This is a genomic window from Bacillus sp. 22446, from assembly GCF_052044955.1.
In the GTDB taxonomy this organism is placed as follows: domain Bacteria; phylum Bacillota; class Bacilli; order Bacillales; family Bacillaceae; genus Bacillus; species Bacillus altitudinis.
Genome location: NZ_JBQEOD010000004.1, coordinates 284688 through 301465, shown reverse-complemented (window position 1 = coordinate 301465; position 16778 = coordinate 284688). Strand labels below are relative to the sequence as shown.

The window sequence follows — 16778 nt, the reverse complement described above, 5'->3', positions numbered from 1 at the left end:
TTGATGTGTAGATGGTTTTTTCATGCGTAAATATGCCCTTTTCAAGATGCAAGAAATTAGTAACTCATCGAATTAAACAAAGACAAACAGCAGTGATTTAAAGCCCATTTATTCTAATTTATGTAAAATTAATTCCTTTCTGTGATATCCTCACTATTGAAAAATGATTAGAAAAGAAGTATTCCAATGAAAAAGTTTTTTGTTAAGATGTTGCTAGTTCTCATATCAGCAGCAGTTTTCATTCCCACAACAGCTTCATATGCAGCAGAAAAGATCGAACAGAAAGAAGATTTGGCAGTAACTTTCAATCCTACTGAGCTACAAAAACAACTTGCTTTAAGAGATGTACCATTAGAAAAACAAGAAGCCTTGCTTCAAGCATTTAAAGCTATTGAGAATGCTAACAATGATCCACTTGCTACTACAAATGGCCCTAAGGGTGCGGCTATTAAAGCAGCAATCAATGTAATTAAAGGCTTAGTGAATAACGACTGGGCAAAATGGGTTTTACAGCAACGTTTTGGAAAGGAAGCTGTAAATGGTACTGTCAAAAATGCAAACAAGATCATTAAAGAATTAGAAAAAATTATTGATACTCCAAAAAATGCAGCTGGTAGGGCTCGAAAGGTTGTTTCTGCAGAGCTTAAAAAACATATAGACTCAGGTGTAGCTGATACAATCGGACTTGTTGTTGAGAACATCGTTCTCACTGCTGATTTACTTATACTTTAGATAAAAGGATGGTGACTATATATGTCACAAAATCAATTCATTCAGTTCCAAAAAGCCAATGGTTTAGACGATGAAGACGTTCAATTCCTCATCACTCTCTCAGGAGCATTTTGCACCTGTGAAGAAGAAAACAAAAAGGCATATGATATAACAAGGACAGCGTTCATTAGACACTTTGGTGAAGAATTAAACCTTTCAGATATTGAAGGAAATACTAGAGAAGAATATGAAGAGATCATCAATCAATTTCTAAGCAAGAAGGATAAAAAAATCAATGTGGATGAGCTTTTACAATCTTTTTATGATGCAGATATGATGGAGGGATTAAAAAAGAAATTCAATTAATGGCCTTGGTTTGAAGGTCTTTTTTATTGCCATCAATTACATATAGGCACCTCTCTTTAGAAATACTTGAACATGGAGGTGTTTATAGTGAATGAAAGAAAAAAGAAATTGGAATAGATTGAAGATTACAAAGTAGTTGTTGATGATATTGGCCAAAAAGACAAATTAATTAATCTTATCCTCAAGACGTGGTTTAGGGTTGCCGTCTTTATCTGTTTGATAATCAATGTTCTCAAATTCACGGGCTAAATTTGGTGTTCTCAATGGATCAATGACTATTTCATCTAAATCACCAAGCCATTCCTCACCATATTGAACCGAGTCAGGGCCTTTCTTTGCTCCTGAAACCCTTCTAATGCCGTGTTCCTTTTTAAGCTCGGCTATACTTTTTGGTTCAGCGCTATCGGCTGTAATCTCATTGCTTTCATAGCCTTTTGATTTAATCCACTTTGCTAGTTCTCTGTTAGAAACTTTGTGATCATATAATTCATCAAGTACATATATTTTGCTTCGCTTCTTGTCATAATGCCATCTGACGAAAGCAAGCGGGTCTGGACCATAACCAAAGTCAACGCCTTGACGTATATTATCAAAGGAGCGGACCATATCATCAGTTATGCTGCCTTTCTTGATTTGAAGGTTATCGAATGGAACAACGCCAGTTCCGATCGCTTCCCCAAGATATTCCCAACTATACTTCTTTTCGTTTTTGGCTTTAGTTTCTTCAGCCTCATTAATAAACGCTTTTGATAGATGAGGGTTGTCTAGGTATGTTGAGTGATGAATGTATGTGTTATCGGCAGGGAAAGACGTTTCATACTTCTTGTTAACCCAATTTTGCTTACGCTTTGGCGGGTTATAAGTGTAATAGAACGTATAATCAAACTTCCCTGCTCGTTTACGTGGGTTCTCTGTCTTTATTTTGTGTGTTAGTTCTTCACGTAGAACGGAGTTCATGATGGTGCTTACTTCCTCATCTGACTTAAATTCTGCAAGCTCTTCTATCCACATGACACCGACGCATCTGCTCCAGTTTAAGCCGGCTTTCGTCTGTCTCATGGGCTATGTTGTCGAATTGCTTTATTAAGCCCCTAAGCTCAGACATTGCCCTAGATTGAGCGTTTAGGAATGTAGCATGACGATCCCAAGCGAATTGAAATTCGTATTCTTCTTCTTCAGTTTCTTTTTCTTCAAGGTCACCCTCATGAAAAACATACCGTGCTTTTTTCAGCTCTTTAATCATTTCGTCTTTGCTTTCAACGAACATTATTTTCTGTGCCCGCACAATTGCTGTGAACTGGATTTGTATTTGTTCCCAAAGTAAATCAACAGGTGAAAACTCCTGAATGTCCTGCATGATCTCAAACGCTTCTGCTGGCATGTGCTTTGAATGAAATCCATGCGTCTTTGCGTTTTGGTTTCTTATTGGTGCTGCTCCCCCGCTATTACCTAACGCATTAACGTTACCGGGTTGACCACCCTTTTTTCTTTCCCAACCATGCCGCTTTTTCCATGATTTTATGGTGTTGATCGACACCCCGTATTTCTCGGCAAGGTCCTTGTATTTCATACCTTTGACGTAATCTTTCTCCGCCTGAATGTGCTTCGATTCCATTTACATTCACCTTCTGCCTCCTTCTGATTCGTGTTTGTTTCGGGATCTTTATTTTTTTACTTGGTGCTTGATGAGGTTGTTGTACTCTTCAAACCACTCAAGAGTAATTTCTGACCTTGCTGATATTCTTCGTTCAATAGCTGCTGCTATATCTTCTGTTCTACGTTCATCATGTAACCACTTAGGAATAACACCTAAAGGCGGTTCCGTTGTCATGTCATTCACTCCTTTAATTTGTTCACTCTAAACTGCCGCCGCACTCTACCTTTAAGCCGATGCTTGGTGTAAAGAATTATCGGAAGCAGTTTACAAAAAACACCCCGAAGGGTGCTTAAATTAGTTTGTAAAGTTCTTTAATTGATTTAGCATAGTTGAATTCATGAGCTTCATTACAATCTTTTGAATCAAATTCAATCTTTTCACCGTTCTCAAAAGTAAAAGTCAAATTAGCTTCTCTTCTTCCACTAAAAGTAAGATTTTTTTTAACAATCCTACTCTTATAGAAATCCAAAGCGAATCGTTCCTCTTTTTGTTTGGCAATGAGTAAACCAGATTCTAAGAAGAAATAATGTTCGGCACTATTGATATTGAAGGGGTATTTAGAATAAATAAATTTAATTTCATCTCCCTCAATAAATTCATAAACTCCTTTAGCCATAATCTCATAATAGTCATAATTTGTGTCCGTTATGAAATTTTGAAAATGATTTTTAAAGATCTCAACATATTCCATTTTTTCACCTCCCACCTTTTTATCGGCAGAAAGCGAACACATGGAACTATTCGCATAATTTGTCGAACGAAATTCACTCTTTTTCTTTCTGTTTCCTAGCGTGGACTTGCTCAAATGTTATTAACATGGCATTTGCATAACCTCTGTTCTTTCTGTCCTTATTAAGGAAAAATAGAAAATAAAAAAGCGTACCGCCTGTAAGGAGAATACCAAAAAAATTTATTACTTCACTTAATCTAGAAAGCATTACAAGAAATGCTACGAATAAAGGCATAATTACATTTAGATACCTTCTGTCAGGAGATAAATTATTATCAATTTGAGTAAATCTTGCTATTGCGAATTCTAGACATTCAATGTTTAAATCAGAGAGTGATGAGACACTTTTTATATAATCTTTCTTTGCTTTACCTTGTTTAAACTCTTCAAAAAAATAAGAAAGTAATTCCTCATTTCGGTAAGTGTAGATGACATCTTCTAACTCCATTAACTTTTTTGAGTAAATTTCATCATCTATTTTTTTTATTTTTTCACTTCGTATTTTATTTTTTTTTGCGTGTTTCTTTTTTTTACCCAACTCTACTCACTCCTCAATATCATTATCGGATAAGATTGATAAAGTTGAGGAGTCTACGAAATTTGTCGAACGAATCCCAAGCTCGCAAGGCAAGTGAAAATATATTAATTTGTGGTGACACGTGAATATTACGCCTCCCCGTCCTGCCTTCCATTTTACACTACGGATTTTTCCTCTTTCAACAAGTGCACAAAGTGGCAATATTGGCATAATTGGTCGATGATATTATCTTTCATCTGACGGACCTTTTCACGAGACAGGCCCAAGTGAAGTCCAATGGCACGATAACTCATACCTTCCATCATGCAGTCATAGACCACACGGTTCTTTTCTCCTTCGATTTTACTTGCTGCTGCCTCTATTGCATATACACGCTCTTCAAATTCACGAAGACGTTTAAACAATCTTTCTTCCCTCATATCCATGTCACGCAATTCAGCTTGACTTTTTCCTTTGCTCCCTTTCGGTAAGGTTGCCTCGATGCCGTATTGAGCAACGCCCCAGCTGCGCATAGGAATGTCGGTGCCATATAAAACACGCTGGAGTCGCTGAACCTCTTTCGTCATCCAGTGATAATTGTGAATGAGTCCTTCAATCTGTTTTTTATTCATGGTGCCACTCCTTTCTAAGAAATAAAAAAAGGACACCAATCAGCACCACTAAAAGGTGTTGATCAGTGTCCGCAGGCTCTCCGTCTTGGACTATTTCAAACAATCATGTCTGTCACACTATCTAAATACTTTGAAACCATACAAAAATACACAAATCAAGCTGATTTGTTATTTTCTTCTTCGATATCTTTTATACAAACCTCAATCATTTCCTCTATAAAAGATAATCTGGTTTTATTACCTGAAAATAAAAAAATGATGTTAATCAAAACAAACACAAATAATAAGGTTATAAATATATAAGTCATAATACTATTCATAAGTGGATTAGCTTCAGGATTACCAAAGTAGTTAATAACAGCTTCTTGTCTGATAACAAAAACAAATAAAGGACCTGAAATTAATGCAATTAATGTTTGCATAATTGTTGCAAAATTTCCCTTACTGTTTTTAGCCCTTACATATGCTTTGAGCATCCTTAGTTTAGTTAAGTCATGTTTAGTATATGTTAAGAGTTGTTTACGAAAGTAATCTAAATTTTCCATAAGATCTTCTTTATTAATTTTCTTTTTTTTAGTTTCATTTAGAAATTGATCTTTATTATAAAGAATCGGAATATCTAACCATTCATATATATTTTTAGGTACTTTCAAATATTCGGGGTTAATTTTAAATAATGATTGTATGATAAATGCATACATTAATAAATAAATTGAGAAAACCCAAAAATTATATGACAAAGTATTATCTACAAGCACATTGATAAGCATTGTTATAATCATAATAATAAATAATATGCCTATCATTGCGACGTAAAAGTTTATTTTTTTAAAAATTTGATTAATCTTATCTTTAAAATATCTCAAAACAGAAACACCCCTAGTATCATAAAATAGTTTCATCAAGCTGCGATTTAAATACTTGCTTAAAAGAGAACGCTAATAATTATTGTTGACTATAATCACCTTTATACATTTTACTCAAAAATTGTATATTTTTATAGAATTAAATATACAAATCTCAAATTCAGAGTTTTAACTAAGCCTCTAGCTTAAGTATACTTTTAAAAAAACAAACGCAAGTTCTTATTTTAGAGTATAATATGTTTATTCCCGTACCTTGAAGGCATGACGGATCTTAGAAAAAATTTCGCTATAGTTTAGAAATGCACAAAGCAGCTTCGGTTTCGTTTCAATGCCTGAATGGTATATGGAAGATTTACAGAACTATTATTTGTGGTGGAGGAAAGAAAAAATGAAAGTTGGTGAAGATTGGGAAGGTGGAACTTTTGAATTCTTATTCCACAACGGAAGTGGAAAACCATTTTATTATACAACCCCAACTGCTCGATGGGATAAGTTCAGAAAGAAAGCTGAGATAAAAAAAATAAGACTTCATGATCTAAGGCATACAATGGTTACTCTTCTTATTGAAGCTGGAGCTCAAATGAAAGCCATACAAAAAAGAACTGGTCATGAAAGCCTCAAGGTACTTTCTGATACCTATAGTCATGTGACAGAAAAAGTTGATAAAGATACAGCTGATAAATTCGATGTATTTAAAACAGCTCGGAGCGAAACCGCAAATTAATTTAAATAATTTTTAGGCCATTTGATCAATTTCATAACTTTTTTTGAAAGAATGGCCCCACAAGTCTAAATCTTTGTTTTATGAGAAAAGATAAAAACAAAAAAACCCTTGCTACACAAGGGTTTCAACGATGATTCCGACTGGGCTCGAACCAGCGACCTCTACCCTGTCAAGGACGAGACACGTTTTCTGACTAGTTCTAACACATTCTAAATAATCGTCCTAACCCTTGATACATAAAGGTTCATTCGATTTAGTTTCCTACCTTATACTGAGTGATTCTTATTAGTAAAAACATTTCTTGTGACACCACTGTGACTCAAATGCTCAATCAATTCATATGGTAACATCTCCCTGTCTACAAATTTAAGCTTTATCACCATTAATATATTTCACCAACATAGCTGCTGCGTACATAAAAAAAGCAGCGATTAAACCATTCACCATACTCCCAAAAACGACAATCAAAATCTGTCCTGCATAATCTATCCATGTCTTATCTGGAAATACAGCAATGTTCCATATACTCACCAGCATATAGAATCCAGTCACAATGATAAACGTCCAAACAACTAACTTTGATTTGAGCATTTACTGACAACCCCCTTTCTAGAAAGCACGCTCTATTGGATCAGATAGAAGGTTTTGATTCTTTGTTAAATAATCCCTTGCTACAGGATTTAAGTTATAAGGAAAAATCATTCCACCACTGCTAATATTTGCACTTCTAAAAAGAATTCTCAAAAGTTCAAGCTCAGCAACAGTACCATCATTAATTTCTAGTTGAATCGATCTTTCATTATATAATACAAAAGTTCTCAATATTCGTTTTTCATAGTCATTTAAATTATTAAGTCTATTAATCATTTCTTTGTTGCGTACTTTGTTTTCTATTTTAAATTTCAAAATGGAGTATAACCAATAAATAAAATGAGATATTAAGAAGCAACTCGACGCTAAAAAAACAATACCTAAATAAACTTTATATTCATCGATTGATTCTTTCAAACCCAGACTTATTCCTAGTTGACTCTTACCTAAAAGCAAACTCACTCCAGAAAATAGCATAAATGCAATAAGATATTTTGGACTCATCTTAATTATGTCGTTAACCCATGACGCACTTTTTGATTCTTTTTCGGTGCTCATATAATCATCCTTTGCTTACAAAAGTTAATATAATCACTTAATACTAATCATTACTATTTTATCATTTTGCTCTTTGTAGCTGGGTAATAATTAGTAACAATTATCACTAAATACTAACCCCATTGGAAGAGTCGATGATATCGATCATTGAATCTGCTCGTGATTGTATCTCTTCATCATTTTTAAAAGACTTTATCCATATTTCAACTCCATCAATTACCTCTAAGCAGAACATATCAATTTGCAATTGTAGTGTTTTATCCAGTTGATGCATATGAACAATGTGACCATTAACCTTATCAGGGGCCAAAAAAACAAATTTGTTTAAAACTTCTTGTATCCGTTGACTTGAAATCTCTAAAGTTCCTGAATGCAAAAATGAACACCTTAGAGCATACATATCATTTCCATTTAAAAACTCATGTTCTCTCTGTAAAGCACCTATTTTATGAACATATTTAGGCTTAAGAAAATCATTAAAGAAACCAATATACCTTTTTGTTGATCCTAAGCTAGGATTTTGAAGCTTACCGCATATATCAGGTAAGGTTAAAGCTATCGCAAGTGCAGCGTACCAATTTTCATCTTGAATAGCTTTCTTAACAGCACATGTGAAATTGTTTATTTTTTGCTCTAACACCGTAGTCATTTACAAATCCCCTTTTCTCATAGTAATTCCATAATATCACAATATTTACCTTTCGAATAAGTAGAGATACTAGGCTTTTTCTTTCACTATTGGTCTTGACTTGTCGTTTACTTTTTGGCTTGATAGGTTGAAAGCAATGGACAACGGCTGAACAAGTTGTCTGCCTGAATTTGCTTGTAAAAAAAATAAACAAACTCAGACAGGCGACTGATCATCTTGATAGTGTATCAAGCTTATGGTATCCGTATGTGTCACCCTATTTGCCGTTGGTTATTCCCCAAACAAGCCTACTGTGTCAAGTGCCCCTAACAGTTTCGTAAAGCCCATATATGGACTCTCCTACTTGTGGCTTGTCCTGCATCGTCAGAAACGATACACCCATCCTTCGTACAGCACTTAATGGCAGCTTTCTCCTTTCAGATACATGTGCAAATAGGGAAGCACAGTGGTATCCTATCCTCATTTAACGCATCGGCTGAGTCACTACCTTTTCAAGTTTAACGTGTGTTAGCGCATTCCACGACAGTCTTACCCTTAAAATAGGCATCACTAAAGACAACACCTTGATCCAGGAGTATAGACTGATTCTATTTAGTTAGATGAGGTAAACTTTACTTACCTCGCAAAAACCACGACCTATGTTTAAATGAGGTCGCAATGCGAACTATTGAATATAGACAAAAAATAAGTTAGAATGGGCTGGTATCATGGGATTTGTACCAACCAATCAGATTAGATAGTGCGCCAACACTTTTCTAATCAGCTAGAAATGACGATCATGAGCAGTAGGAATAGTCCTGTTATGCTCATGATTGTTACAAACAGTAACTCATCTATGAACCTTCTAAACAGCTTCCCCATTAATTTAACCCCACTACAGCTAACTCATCACGATCATAAACATCAAGCATCTTATATTCATCGTCAGCTACTCCATATTGATTATTGCTATGTAATTCTTCGATTGTTCCTAGTCCGTATAACGTTTGTACTCTTTGACCTACAGATAGCTTCCAGTTTGGATTCACATTGTTTAACATGTTCATTTCCCCTTTGTAATTGGTTTAGTTGGATCAAGGATAATGCAATCAAGTTCAGTTTCTTGATTTTTCGGTTCTAATATCCTCAAATCGATTAAGACTTCCCAAAGCGTGATTTTCTTCAACAGATGTGTAACAACCTCAGCAAGCGTTTCTAAGTCTACATATGGAACGTTTCTTCCTATATACCAGATTGTTCCCTCATCGTAGTTACCGTCAGTTCGTTGAATGATTTCAGCTAAAACAATCTGACCATCACGCTCCCCTACTGCATAACCTTCTTTAACGATGATTGCTGAGTAAAGATTGTTGATTTCTTGTGTGTTGAATTCGGTTTGAACGATTGTGATATGGTTCATTTAATTACCTCACTTTTATTTTGTTTCAAAACGAATCAAAATAGATGAAAAGTTTCGAATGTAATCATTTTATTCAATATTATATTCGATAAGAAACATTGTCAACGTTTTTTTTGATATAGAAGTTTTTTGTTTCTGATATATCGTAATTGTTTGTTTCAATTCGAATCGTTATAATGAATTTGAAACGAGGTGTTTGTATGTTTGAAGTTCGCTTGATCCAACTTAGAAAAACTAAAAAATTAACCCAGGAGCAAATGGCAGAAAAAATAGGTATTCATAGAGCAACTTATGCGAATTATGAAAGAGGATATAGACAACCAGATTATGATACATTGATTAAAATTGCAGATTTTTTTGAAGTTACAACTGACTATCTCCTCAGAGGCGAAGACGTCCGCTACACAGCAATTGATGGACAAGATATTGAAGATGACGAAAAGGACGATATTCTAGTGAATGCCCTAAAACAAATTGACGGACTCGAAAAAATAATTAAAGACCACCTAAATAAAAAAGATAAGGGTTAACTTCGCCTTTTATTAAACAAAACAATTGCAATGGTGATACAAATAGATTAGAGGTAAGCAAAATGGAAGAAAAATTATTCAAATTGATTGAACAATTGGCTTCGGACGTATCAACCATTAAACAAGATGTGAAAGAAATTAAATTCACAGTAACCAAGCTGGAAGAAATTGAGCAGTATTATGGTCAGAGGTGAATTGAAATGACCGAACAAATTCTTAATGTACTTAATGAGATGCGTAATCAGTTGCATGAAGGCTTTGAAGATGTCTATACACACTTAGGCAAGATTGAGGATTCTTTGACACGAATTGAAGATAAAGGAAAATAAAAACAAGCGAGTTATTTCTCGCTTGTTTGAGTATACTTTTAAGATAAATTTCTTTAAAAACAGTTTGCTACGATACCTGTCAAGCTAAAGAAGTCTAGAAGAGCGTCTTTAACATCTTTATTCAAACCTTTTGATGCATCATGTAAAGCCTTATCCATAGCTTTGTATCTTGAAAAACCACCGTATCGGTATTCATCATAGTGCTTTTTTATCTTTTTTACAGCTTTAGTTGTCCCACCAAGTGCCTTTAGAGCAGACTTTATTTTAGTAATTTTAGTGAATGAAAAAGCATTGTTTACTAATGCAATGCCAACTGCAGTAACGCAACCTGCAACATTAGAAGTTCTAATAACATTAGGGTCTTGTTCTCCAAACTTCAAAAAGCCTTCCCCTTCTCTGTAATAAATAGACACGAACAAACCTGTTTCTTTCTCAAACCATTCAGCAGTAGCTTCTATCCCCTTATCTAAAACAGCATTGGGGATTTTTTCAATTGATTTAAGGACATTCTCGGTTTGATTAAACATCTCACTGTCAGCTAAACGCTCATTTTTAGTGGGAGCTGCATCACTAGTATCAATGGCACTTGCAAAACTTGGCGCAACCATTGAAAATAAAAAGACGGACACCATTATGTAGATGTAATTTCTTAGTTTTCTCATTATATTCCTCCTAATATATCAAGATTGATATAATTTTACCATTTATGTAAAAATATTTCTATAGTACAATATGTTTCAGAAAGGGGATTTTTTTATGAAAAATAATTTATCCTTATTAGGCGCATTAGCCATTTTAATCATCACTATTGTAAACTTCGCTACAAAAGATGAAGTAATCACAGGTATAATTGGAGGCATATTATTTATATTGTTGCTTGTTTTAAACATCGTTTCTAGAAAACGAGCAAACAATGACTCTACTTAATGGGATTGAAGTATACTTTTAGGTAGTTGTACAAATGACCACTTACATTCATGTGTAGGTGGTTTTTTATTACCATCATTTACATATAGACCCTCTCTTCTATTCTTCTTATTATTAATTTTAGAAATTCAATTAGAGGAGTTACATAATGCTAAAAGCAACTAGAGAAAATTGGAGAGAAGTGTTCGAAGACTCCAAGAAGAATACTACAGAGACATTAACTTTTACAGGAAAATCCTACTCCATAGCAATATTCCCCCAAGTTTATGGAACACTGACAGAAGAAGAATTCTATAAAGAAATTGCAGGCATAATAATTGAAGAATCACGTATGGAATATGAGTTTAAAGAGGGTGATGAATATGAACGAACAACACGAAAACAAACCAAAGAAGAAAAAAGAATCGATTGAAAACTATAGAATCACTACACAGGTAACACCAGAAGTGGTAAAATTCTTTAAAGAAGTTATGGCTTCAAAAGAGTTTTATGATTTCGCCTCACACCTAATGTACAAATATAAAAAAGTCTAAAAATAAAAAAGAACCCCAAAATTATAGGTTTTTTTTCTCACATTCCTGGTCTAACATCCTTTAAAGATACTTTCATATTAATCCCTCCCCTACTTTCTTCAAAATACTTCTTTTATTCAAACTATTGTAAGAATCTCAAAAGGATTTTATAAGTATCCCTTCCATTTTTCCTAATTCGCATTCTTTATATGGAATGTTTTTTCCATCAACATCAAATATAAACTCATCAATGTTTATTGAACAAGCACCTGAAGAGGAACCCTTGATATGGTCTTTATAAGCTGAGATATTTTTAGGTTTCGACACATCGAATAAGTTCCATAGATAAGGACAATATCCACTTGTTTTTCTTTCTTTAGTTGGAAATACATAATTTTTATATAAGGTATAATCATTAGTCCCAACATCATGAACCTTTGTAGACATGTAGCAAATGCCATCGTATTCGGTACTGGTACTAATCCACTCTGTTAAAAGCTGAGGAATTATATACTCTTGCTTATAATTATCCTGAGGATTCTCAACCTTTATTGAACAGGCAGCGTTCAATACCCATGTCAAAAATATTTTATCAAAACCAAACGTTGGTTCTCCTTTATATAAAGATACAAATAAACCTTTAGTGAATTCAGATATTACAGAAGGAGATATTCCTATTTCCAGTATCTTAATACTGTCTTTTTTCTTTATTTTAAATGCAGAGGCATACATATTCACACTTTCATTTAATGGTTTGTTTAATTCATGCATACAAACTGCTAAGGAGCTCCCCAAGTATAAACATGGTTTCCCAGATGCACTATATCTATTTGATCCAACTATTCCTCTGTGTTGAAATGGAATATGAAATAAATCTTCTTTTTGAGAAAATGATGTACTGTTTTTATCCTCCCTAATACGAAACAAGGTATTTGGAATGCGTAAGCTTTCTAACCACATTTCGAAACTTTTTAAATCACCTACAACGCCAACAAAATATTCCATTGCTTGTTTAAAAATTATGTAAGAGTTACCTCTGTTACCTTTTAACTCTTCATTTATACAGTCGAGAATTAATCCTACAAATTTTTCAATTACAGAAATATTTTTTTTGTCAAATGCTTGTCCATGAGGCGTTTTTTTTAATGCTTCTAAAAAACTGTCATACCTTTTTTTTAATAAATCATCTATATCCCCTAGGGATCCCTCCTTAACCAAAGGAAGTTTGCACTCATTCTCAAGTATTTTGACAAATGGATAAATTTCTAATGACCATTTAATCAAAATCTCTATTCGCTCTTTATTATTAAAGAATTGTATATCTACTTCTTCACTATTATCAGGTACTTTCTTATATTGAGGTTTAATATCTAATTTAGAATAAAGACTAAAAGCTAAAGAAACTATTTCGCTATCTAATTTTTCCGCATAATCTATTTGTTTTTTTAATAATTTAGCTGTTTCTATGATAGGATTTTTCATTGAAGACTACCTGCTTTCAGTTCAATTTAAAAGAATGATTTTAAATAAACCTACAATCATTTATATTTAATTTAAGTTTTTTCAAAATTGAATATAAAAATTCAAAAATTACTTCTGTTTCACAATTATTACCAAAACCCTGAATAGGTATTGCATTGCTTCCACCCATTATAATGAATTCATAATTAGATAACTTTATAATATCGAATCCAATTTCATGTCCGTTGTTCTGAAATGCAAAAGATTTACTAGAACCTGATCTTCTTAATTCTTCTATTTTTTGAATTATTTCGTCTTTCAATCTGTTCTCCTCTTTTCCGTATTTAAAGCTTTTTTTCAATATTAATAAAATATCTCATATTTGGTTAAAATTTCAAAAAAACAACTTTAATTCCATTTTTATCTACCCTTCCTATCCAATTATCTCTCAAAATCTTGAAAAAAACAAACAAAAAAAGGCATATAGAATACAGTCTATACACCTACTAAAAACTTCCACACATTTGCTTTACTCCATTTACAATTCGCCCTAGAACTTTTTCAGCCCCTTTTTCATCAGCAACCATTTTATCAATGTGCATATTCACTGAATAATTGTTGGTAACATCCTTAGTCTTTGACACTTCAAATCCTGGAACTGAAAGTTTATCGACTGCTACTGAAGAAGCAACATTGTTAAACATACTTCGTATTGACTCGTAGCTCTTTGCTATTGCACCCATACTTCGATCTTCTATCTTTGTTTCTCTAAGCAGCTCTACAGCTTTAAGCATGTTAACTGAGTCTTGTTTATTGGGGACAATTTCTCCATCATCTACTACAGCTAAAGCTCCTTGAGTTGGTACTTTACCAACTGATCCACCAGTCTTAAAACGAGCGATTTTTTGTCCAGTAGTATTACCCTTAACGACAAAACCGAGAGCATTTGAAGCCTCTTTCCAACAGATAGCCAATCAAATTGACGACATATTAAATTGACCACACTGTACTTTTCAGTGTGGTTTTTATTTGCTAATTATACCTTTCGGAAATACAAAAGCCATTCTCGATTATCTCAAGAATGGCTCTGTATCATCGTCTTTTCATATGATTCCGACTGGGCTCGAACCAGCGACCTCTACCCTGTCAAGGTAGCGCTCTCCCAGCTGAGCTACGGAATCGGGTTATGTATCAGTTCTGGGCTTTCTGTTACTGACAGTCTCTATTATATAACCATCATCGTCAGACGTCAATGGTTTTGTTCAAAAAAGGCACAAAGCCGGTATCTGCACCGGCTTTTCACTGACTTTTATGATTGGTTCACAAGAGCTGGCTTTAGTTGATCTAGTGCTTGTTTGAAGTCCCTTTTGAGGTCTTCTCCGTTTTCTACGCCCACACTTAATCGAAGTAAACCATCCGTGATGCCTCTTTTTTCTCTTTCTTCTTTTGGCATAGCGGCATGGGACATTTTGGCCGGATAGGAAAGAATGGATTCGACTGCTCCGAGGCTGACGGCGAATACAGGTAATGTGACGCCATCGACCAATTCTTTGACAGCCGCTTGGTTTTCTAGTTCAAATGAAAGAACAGCACCTGCACCGCTCGCCTGTTTCCGCTGAATGTCTGCCCCTGGGTGATCATCTAATCCCGGGTAATATACTTTTTTGACCGCAGGATGTTCTTTTAGGAATGTAGCCAGTTCTAATGCGGTTTGACTGGCTTTTTCTAATCTGACTTGAAGGGTCTTTAATCCTCTAAGCACAAGCCAGCAATCCTGTACGCCAAGCACCGCGCCGAAGGAGTTTTGCAGCGAATAAAGTTCGTCTCCTAGCTTCTCATCTTTCACCACGGCTAAGCCTGACAGTACATCACTGTGGCCGCTTAAAAATTTCGTTGCGCTGTGCAGAACAACGTCAACACCAAGGTCCAGCGGACGCTGAAGCGCAGGCGTTAAAAACGTATTATCTAAGAAAGTCAGACAGTCATGTTCTTTCGCAATCTGTACGACACCTTCAATATCTGTAATACCGAGTGTAGGGTTTGACGGTGTTTCCATGTAAATGACTTTTGTATTTGATTGAATGCCTTGTTTCACTTCATTCAAATTGGTCATGTCCACAAAGGTATGCTCAATCCCAAATCTTGAAAGAACTTGGGTGATCATTCGGAAAGTCCCGCCGTACACATCTCTTGTGACAAGGACATGATCTCCTTTTGATAATAGAAGAAAAGCGGTTGAAATGGCTGCCATACCTGACGCAAAGGCAAGCCCTCTCGTTCCTCCTTCTAGCGCTGCAATGGTATCCTCCAATGCCTGACGTGTAGGGGTGCCTGATCTGGAGTAGTCATATTGACCAAAGTCATCGAAGCTGCTTTGGTGAAACGTCGATGCATGTTGAATCGGTACACTGACTGCACCTGTTGAACGGTCTGTTTTAAACGCATTATGAACGAGTTGTGTTTCTAGTGTCCAATCGTGTGTGGTCATTTCGTGTGTACCTCCTCTTTCACATTTGATAGTGCCTGTTTCAGGTCTGCTTTTAGGTCCTCCACATGCTCAATCCCGACTGAGAAACGGAGCAATTTGTTACACACACCGTTTGCAATACGAATCTCTTCTGGGATGTCCATATGGGTTTGCGTTGCAGGATACGTAATGAAGCTTTCGACTCCGCCAAGGCTTTCAGCAAAACAAATCGTTTTCAGCTGCTTCAAAAATGGATTGACCCAGTCCTCTTTGGCTACTCGGAATGACAGCATGCCTCCCTTTCCTGGGTAAAGCACATCTTGAATTTCCGGCTGCTGCTTTAGAAAGTCAGCTAATTCCTTCGCATTAGCTTCGTGCTGGCGCATTCTCAGCGCCAATGTTTTCATTCCTCTCATTAAAAGCCATGAGTCAAATGGAGATAAAACCGCTCCGATGGCGTTTTGATGCTGGAACATGTCTTCCGATAGCTGCTCCCCTTTTGTGACGACAAGTCCGGCAAGAACATCGTTATGTCCGCCTAAATATTTGGTTGCACTATGAATGACAATGTCCGCTCCGAGTGTAATCGGTTTTTGCAAGACGGGCGTATAAAAGGTGTTATCCACAATGACCAATGCACCATACTCTTTAGCGATTTTCGCAACCTTTTGAATATCCGCTTCCTGCATGAGTGGGTTTGTTGGCGTTTCAATAAAGACGGCTTTTGTATTTGGCGTCATTTTAGAGCGTAAACAGTCTTCATCTGAAAAATCATCATAAACAAAGCGCAGTCCGTACTTTTTCCATTCGTTTTCAAATAGACGGTATGTACCACCATATAAATCTGATGAAACAATGAGTTCATCCCCGCTCTCAAACAGCGCCATGATCGTTTGGATAGCAGCCATTCCCGAACTGAAGGCAAAACCGGCCGTTCCTTCTTCGAGTGAAGCAATCGCATCTTCTACAAGCTGCCTTGTTGGGTTTTTCGTCCGAATATAATCAAATCCTGTTGATTCCCCAATGCCTCTATGTCTGTAAGCTGTTGAAAGATAAACGGGAGGACTGACAGTACCAGTCACCTCTTCGCTGCGGTTTCCAATTTGCGCCAACTTCGTTTCCACATGTTCTGTCATTTGACACCATCCTAAG

25 protein-coding genes, 1 tRNA gene and 1 pseudogene are annotated in these 16778 nt (G+C 35.4%); 8 read left to right on the top strand and 19 right to left on the bottom strand.

Annotation, left to right across the window (positions count from 1 at the left end):
• The first annotated feature begins 186 nt into the window (after positions 1-186).
• Together ACTJJD_RS11395 and ACTJJD_RS11390 are read left to right on the top strand one after the other, a co-directional pair.
• On the top strand, positions 187-732 hold the full coding sequence (locus ACTJJD_RS11395; protein ID WP_440608409.1) for a hypothetical protein: 546 nt from the start codon (positions 187-189) through the stop codon (positions 730-732).
• A 21-nt stretch (positions 733-753) separates the two neighbouring features.
• A complete protein-coding gene (locus ACTJJD_RS11390) occupies positions 754-1077 on the top strand; it encodes a hypothetical protein (protein WP_056704933.1) in 324 nt (107 codons plus the stop codon).
• A gap of 168 nt (positions 1078-1245) precedes the next feature.
• On the opposite strand, the pseudogene ACTJJD_RS11385 reads toward ACTJJD_RS11390, so the two are convergent.
• The 7 genes and pseudogenes from ACTJJD_RS11385 to ACTJJD_RS11355 all read right to left on the bottom strand — a co-directional run.
• A pseudogene (locus ACTJJD_RS11385) lies at positions 1246-2091 on the bottom strand (PBSX family phage terminase large subunit); the annotation flags it as partial.
• The gene (gene terS / locus ACTJJD_RS11380) at positions 2060-2692 is read right to left on the bottom strand and encodes a phage terminase small subunit (protein WP_440608408.1); all 633 of its coding nucleotides are present in this window, start codon (positions 2690-2692) and stop codon (positions 2060-2062) included. The gene terS and the pseudogene ACTJJD_RS11385, both read right to left, overlap by 32 nt.
• Positions 2693-2740: 48 nt before the next feature.
• The gene (locus ACTJJD_RS11375; protein ID WP_165378828.1) at positions 2741-2908 is read right to left on the bottom strand and encodes a hypothetical protein; all 168 of its coding nucleotides are present in this window, start codon (positions 2906-2908) and stop codon (positions 2741-2743) included.
• A gap of 115 nt (positions 2909-3023) precedes the next feature.
• The gene (locus ACTJJD_RS11370) at positions 3024-3425 is read right to left on the bottom strand and encodes a hypothetical protein (protein WP_440608407.1); all 402 of its coding nucleotides are present in this window, start codon (positions 3423-3425) and stop codon (positions 3024-3026) included.
• 73 nt (positions 3426-3498) lie between these two features.
• Positions 3499-4002, bottom strand: coding sequence for a hypothetical protein (locus ACTJJD_RS11365; protein ID WP_035700353.1), 504 nt, complete (start codon positions 4000-4002; stop codon positions 3499-3501).
• Between the two features lie 155 nt (positions 4003-4157).
• Complete coding sequence (locus ACTJJD_RS11360) at positions 4158-4613, bottom strand: hypothetical protein (RefSeq protein ID WP_035700350.1); 456 nt, start codon at positions 4611-4613, stop codon at positions 4158-4160.
• Between the two features lie 155 nt (positions 4614-4768).
• Entirely contained in the window at positions 4769-5479 is a 711-nt protein-coding gene (locus ACTJJD_RS11355) for a hypothetical protein (RefSeq protein ID WP_144684637.1), read from the bottom strand.
• Positions 5480-5867: 388 nt separating this feature from the next.
• Between ACTJJD_RS11355 and ACTJJD_RS11350 the strand changes: the two genes are divergently transcribed.
• Positions 5868-6203 (top strand): tyrosine-type recombinase/integrase, encoded by a 336-nt coding sequence (locus tag ACTJJD_RS11350; protein WP_440608406.1) that lies wholly within the window; start codon positions 5868-5870, stop codon positions 6201-6203.
• 366 nt (positions 6204-6569) lie between these two features.
• Here ACTJJD_RS11350 and ACTJJD_RS11345 read toward each other — a convergent pair whose 3' ends face one another.
• The 5 genes from ACTJJD_RS11345 to ACTJJD_RS11325 form a co-directional block, all read right to left on the bottom strand.
• A complete protein-coding gene (locus ACTJJD_RS11345) occupies positions 6570-6794 on the bottom strand; it encodes a hypothetical protein (RefSeq protein ID WP_106065106.1) in 225 nt (74 codons plus the stop codon).
• A gap of 18 nt (positions 6795-6812) precedes the next feature.
• Positions 6813-7352, bottom strand: a complete 540-nt coding sequence (locus ACTJJD_RS11340; RefSeq protein ID WP_440608405.1) for a superinfection exclusion B family protein — start codon at positions 7350-7352, stop codon at positions 6813-6815.
• A 106-nt stretch (positions 7353-7458) separates the two neighbouring features.
• Positions 7459-8001 carry a hypothetical protein gene (locus tag ACTJJD_RS11335; protein WP_440608404.1) on the bottom strand — a complete coding sequence of 181 codons (543 nt, stop codon included), beginning with the start codon at positions 7999-8001 and terminating at the stop codon, positions 7459-7461.
• Between the two features lie 860 nt (positions 8002-8861).
• Complete coding sequence (locus ACTJJD_RS11330) at positions 8862-9041, bottom strand: hypothetical protein (protein WP_440608403.1); 180 nt, start codon at positions 9039-9041, stop codon at positions 8862-8864.
• Positions 9042-9043: 2 nt separating this feature from the next.
• Positions 9044-9400 carry a hypothetical protein gene (locus tag ACTJJD_RS11325; RefSeq protein ID WP_440608402.1) on the bottom strand — a complete coding sequence of 119 codons (357 nt, stop codon included), beginning with the start codon at positions 9398-9400 and terminating at the stop codon, positions 9044-9046.
• 200 nt (positions 9401-9600) lie between these two features.
• Between ACTJJD_RS11325 and ACTJJD_RS11320 the strand changes: the two genes are divergently transcribed.
• From ACTJJD_RS11320 to ACTJJD_RS11310, 3 genes are all read left to right on the top strand, one after another.
• Complete coding sequence (locus ACTJJD_RS11320; protein ID WP_440608401.1) at positions 9601-9930, top strand: helix-turn-helix domain-containing protein; 330 nt, start codon at positions 9601-9603, stop codon at positions 9928-9930.
• A gap of 62 nt (positions 9931-9992) precedes the next feature.
• On the top strand, positions 9993-10124 hold the full coding sequence (locus ACTJJD_RS11315) for a hypothetical protein (protein ID WP_440608400.1): 132 nt from the start codon (positions 9993-9995) through the stop codon (positions 10122-10124).
• Positions 10125-10130: 6 nt separating this feature from the next.
• Positions 10131-10259 (top strand): hypothetical protein, encoded by a 129-nt coding sequence (locus ACTJJD_RS11310; protein ID WP_279577575.1) that lies wholly within the window; start codon positions 10131-10133, stop codon positions 10257-10259.
• 53 nt (positions 10260-10312) lie between these two features.
• Here ACTJJD_RS11310 and ACTJJD_RS11305 read toward each other — a convergent pair whose 3' ends face one another.
• Positions 10313-10921 (bottom strand): hypothetical protein, encoded by a 609-nt coding sequence (locus ACTJJD_RS11305; protein ID WP_440608399.1) that lies wholly within the window; start codon positions 10919-10921, stop codon positions 10313-10315.
• A gap of 94 nt (positions 10922-11015) precedes the next feature.
• Between ACTJJD_RS11305 and ACTJJD_RS11300 the strand changes: the two genes are divergently transcribed.
• Together ACTJJD_RS11300 and ACTJJD_RS11295 are read left to right on the top strand one after the other, a co-directional pair.
• Entirely contained in the window at positions 11016-11186 is a 171-nt protein-coding gene (locus ACTJJD_RS11300) for a hypothetical protein (RefSeq protein ID WP_234710333.1), read from the top strand.
• Positions 11187-11334: 148 nt separating this feature from the next.
• On the top strand, positions 11335-11598 hold the full coding sequence (locus tag ACTJJD_RS11295; RefSeq protein WP_440608398.1) for a hypothetical protein: 264 nt from the start codon (positions 11335-11337) through the stop codon (positions 11596-11598).
• Between the two features lie 256 nt (positions 11599-11854).
• On the opposite strand, the gene ACTJJD_RS11290 is transcribed toward ACTJJD_RS11295, so the two are convergent.
• The 6 genes from ACTJJD_RS11290 to ACTJJD_RS11265 form a co-directional block, all read right to left on the bottom strand.
• Positions 11855-13180 carry an RES family NAD+ phosphorylase gene (locus tag ACTJJD_RS11290; RefSeq protein WP_440608397.1) on the bottom strand — a complete coding sequence of 442 codons (1326 nt, stop codon included), beginning with the start codon at positions 13178-13180 and terminating at the stop codon, positions 11855-11857.
• 40 nt (positions 13181-13220) lie between these two features.
• Positions 13221-13481, bottom strand: coding sequence for a hypothetical protein (locus ACTJJD_RS11285; protein WP_243825137.1), 261 nt, complete (start codon positions 13479-13481; stop codon positions 13221-13223).
• 184 nt (positions 13482-13665) lie between these two features.
• Positions 13666-14133 (bottom strand): hypothetical protein, encoded by a 468-nt coding sequence (locus ACTJJD_RS11280; RefSeq protein ID WP_440608396.1) that lies wholly within the window; start codon positions 14131-14133, stop codon positions 13666-13668.
• A gap of 134 nt (positions 14134-14267) precedes the next feature.
• A tRNA-Val gene (locus ACTJJD_RS11275) sits at positions 14268-14340 on the bottom strand.
• 128 nt (positions 14341-14468) lie between these two features.
• Positions 14469-15647, bottom strand: a complete 1179-nt coding sequence (gene metC / locus ACTJJD_RS11270) for a cystathionine beta-lyase (RefSeq protein WP_125589033.1) — start codon at positions 15645-15647, stop codon at positions 14469-14471.
• Positions 15644-16762 carry a methionine biosynthesis PLP-dependent protein gene (locus ACTJJD_RS11265; RefSeq protein WP_008348404.1) on the bottom strand — a complete coding sequence of 373 codons (1119 nt, stop codon included), beginning with the start codon at positions 16760-16762 and terminating at the stop codon, positions 15644-15646. Before ACTJJD_RS11265 ends, metC begins: the two co-directional genes overlap by 4 nt.
• Positions 16763-16778 lie beyond the last annotated feature (16 nt).

Bases quoted from the DNA above. Each gene is read 5' to 3' on its own strand.
- ACTJJD_RS11315 (WP_440608400.1), top strand. From the start codon at position 9,993: ATGGAAGAAAAATTATTCAAATTGATTGAACAATTGGCTTCGGACGTA.
- ACTJJD_RS11290 (WP_440608397.1), bottom strand. From the start codon at position 13,180: ATGAAAAATCCTATCATAGAAACAGCTAAATTATTAAAAAAACAAATA.
- ACTJJD_RS11325 (WP_440608402.1), bottom strand. From the start codon at position 9,400: ATGAACCATATCACAATCGTTCAAACCGAATTCAACACACAAGAAATC.
- ACTJJD_RS11265 (WP_008348404.1), bottom strand. From the start codon at position 16,762: ATGACAGAACATGTGGAAACGAAGTTGGCGCAAATTGGAAACCGCAGC.
- ACTJJD_RS11340 (WP_440608405.1), bottom strand. From the start codon at position 7,352: ATGAGCACCGAAAAAGAATCAAAAAGTGCGTCATGGGTTAACGACATA.
- ACTJJD_RS11330 (WP_440608403.1), bottom strand. From the start codon at position 9,041: ATGTTAAACAATGTGAATCCAAACTGGAAGCTATCTGTAGGTCAAAGA.
- ACTJJD_RS11370 (WP_440608407.1), bottom strand. From the start codon at position 3,425: ATGGAATATGTTGAGATCTTTAAAAATCATTTTCAAAATTTCATAACG.
- terS (WP_440608408.1), bottom strand. From the start codon at position 2,692: ATGGAATCGAAGCACATTCAGGCGGAGAAAGATTACGTCAAAGGTATG.
- metC (WP_125589033.1), bottom strand. From the start codon at position 15,647: ATGACCACACACGATTGGACACTAGAAACACAACTCGTTCATAATGCG.
- ACTJJD_RS11350 (WP_440608406.1), top strand. From the start codon at position 5,868: ATGAAAGTTGGTGAAGATTGGGAAGGTGGAACTTTTGAATTCTTATTC.
- ACTJJD_RS11295 (WP_440608398.1), top strand. From the start codon at position 11,335: ATGCTAAAAGCAACTAGAGAAAATTGGAGAGAAGTGTTCGAAGACTCC.
- ACTJJD_RS11305 (WP_440608399.1), bottom strand. From the start codon at position 10,921: ATGAGAAAACTAAGAAATTACATCTACATAATGGTGTCCGTCTTTTTA.
- ACTJJD_RS11345 (WP_106065106.1), bottom strand. From the start codon at position 6,794: ATGCTCAAATCAAAGTTAGTTGTTTGGACGTTTATCATTGTGACTGGA.
- ACTJJD_RS11300 (WP_234710333.1), top strand. From the start codon at position 11,016: ATGAAAAATAATTTATCCTTATTAGGCGCATTAGCCATTTTAATCATC.
- ACTJJD_RS11360 (WP_035700350.1), bottom strand. From the start codon at position 4,613: ATGAATAAAAAACAGATTGAAGGACTCATTCACAATTATCACTGGATG.
- ACTJJD_RS11395 (WP_440608409.1), top strand. From the start codon at position 187: ATGAAAAAGTTTTTTGTTAAGATGTTGCTAGTTCTCATATCAGCAGCA.
- ACTJJD_RS11375 (WP_165378828.1), bottom strand. From the start codon at position 2,908: ATGACAACGGAACCGCCTTTAGGTGTTATTCCTAAGTGGTTACATGAT.
- ACTJJD_RS11310 (WP_279577575.1), top strand. From the start codon at position 10,131: ATGACCGAACAAATTCTTAATGTACTTAATGAGATGCGTAATCAGTTG.
- ACTJJD_RS11390 (WP_056704933.1), top strand. From the start codon at position 754: ATGTCACAAAATCAATTCATTCAGTTCCAAAAAGCCAATGGTTTAGAC.
- ACTJJD_RS11320 (WP_440608401.1), top strand. From the start codon at position 9,601: ATGTTTGAAGTTCGCTTGATCCAACTTAGAAAAACTAAAAAATTAACC.
- ACTJJD_RS11335 (WP_440608404.1), bottom strand. From the start codon at position 8,001: ATGACTACGGTGTTAGAGCAAAAAATAAACAATTTCACATGTGCTGTT.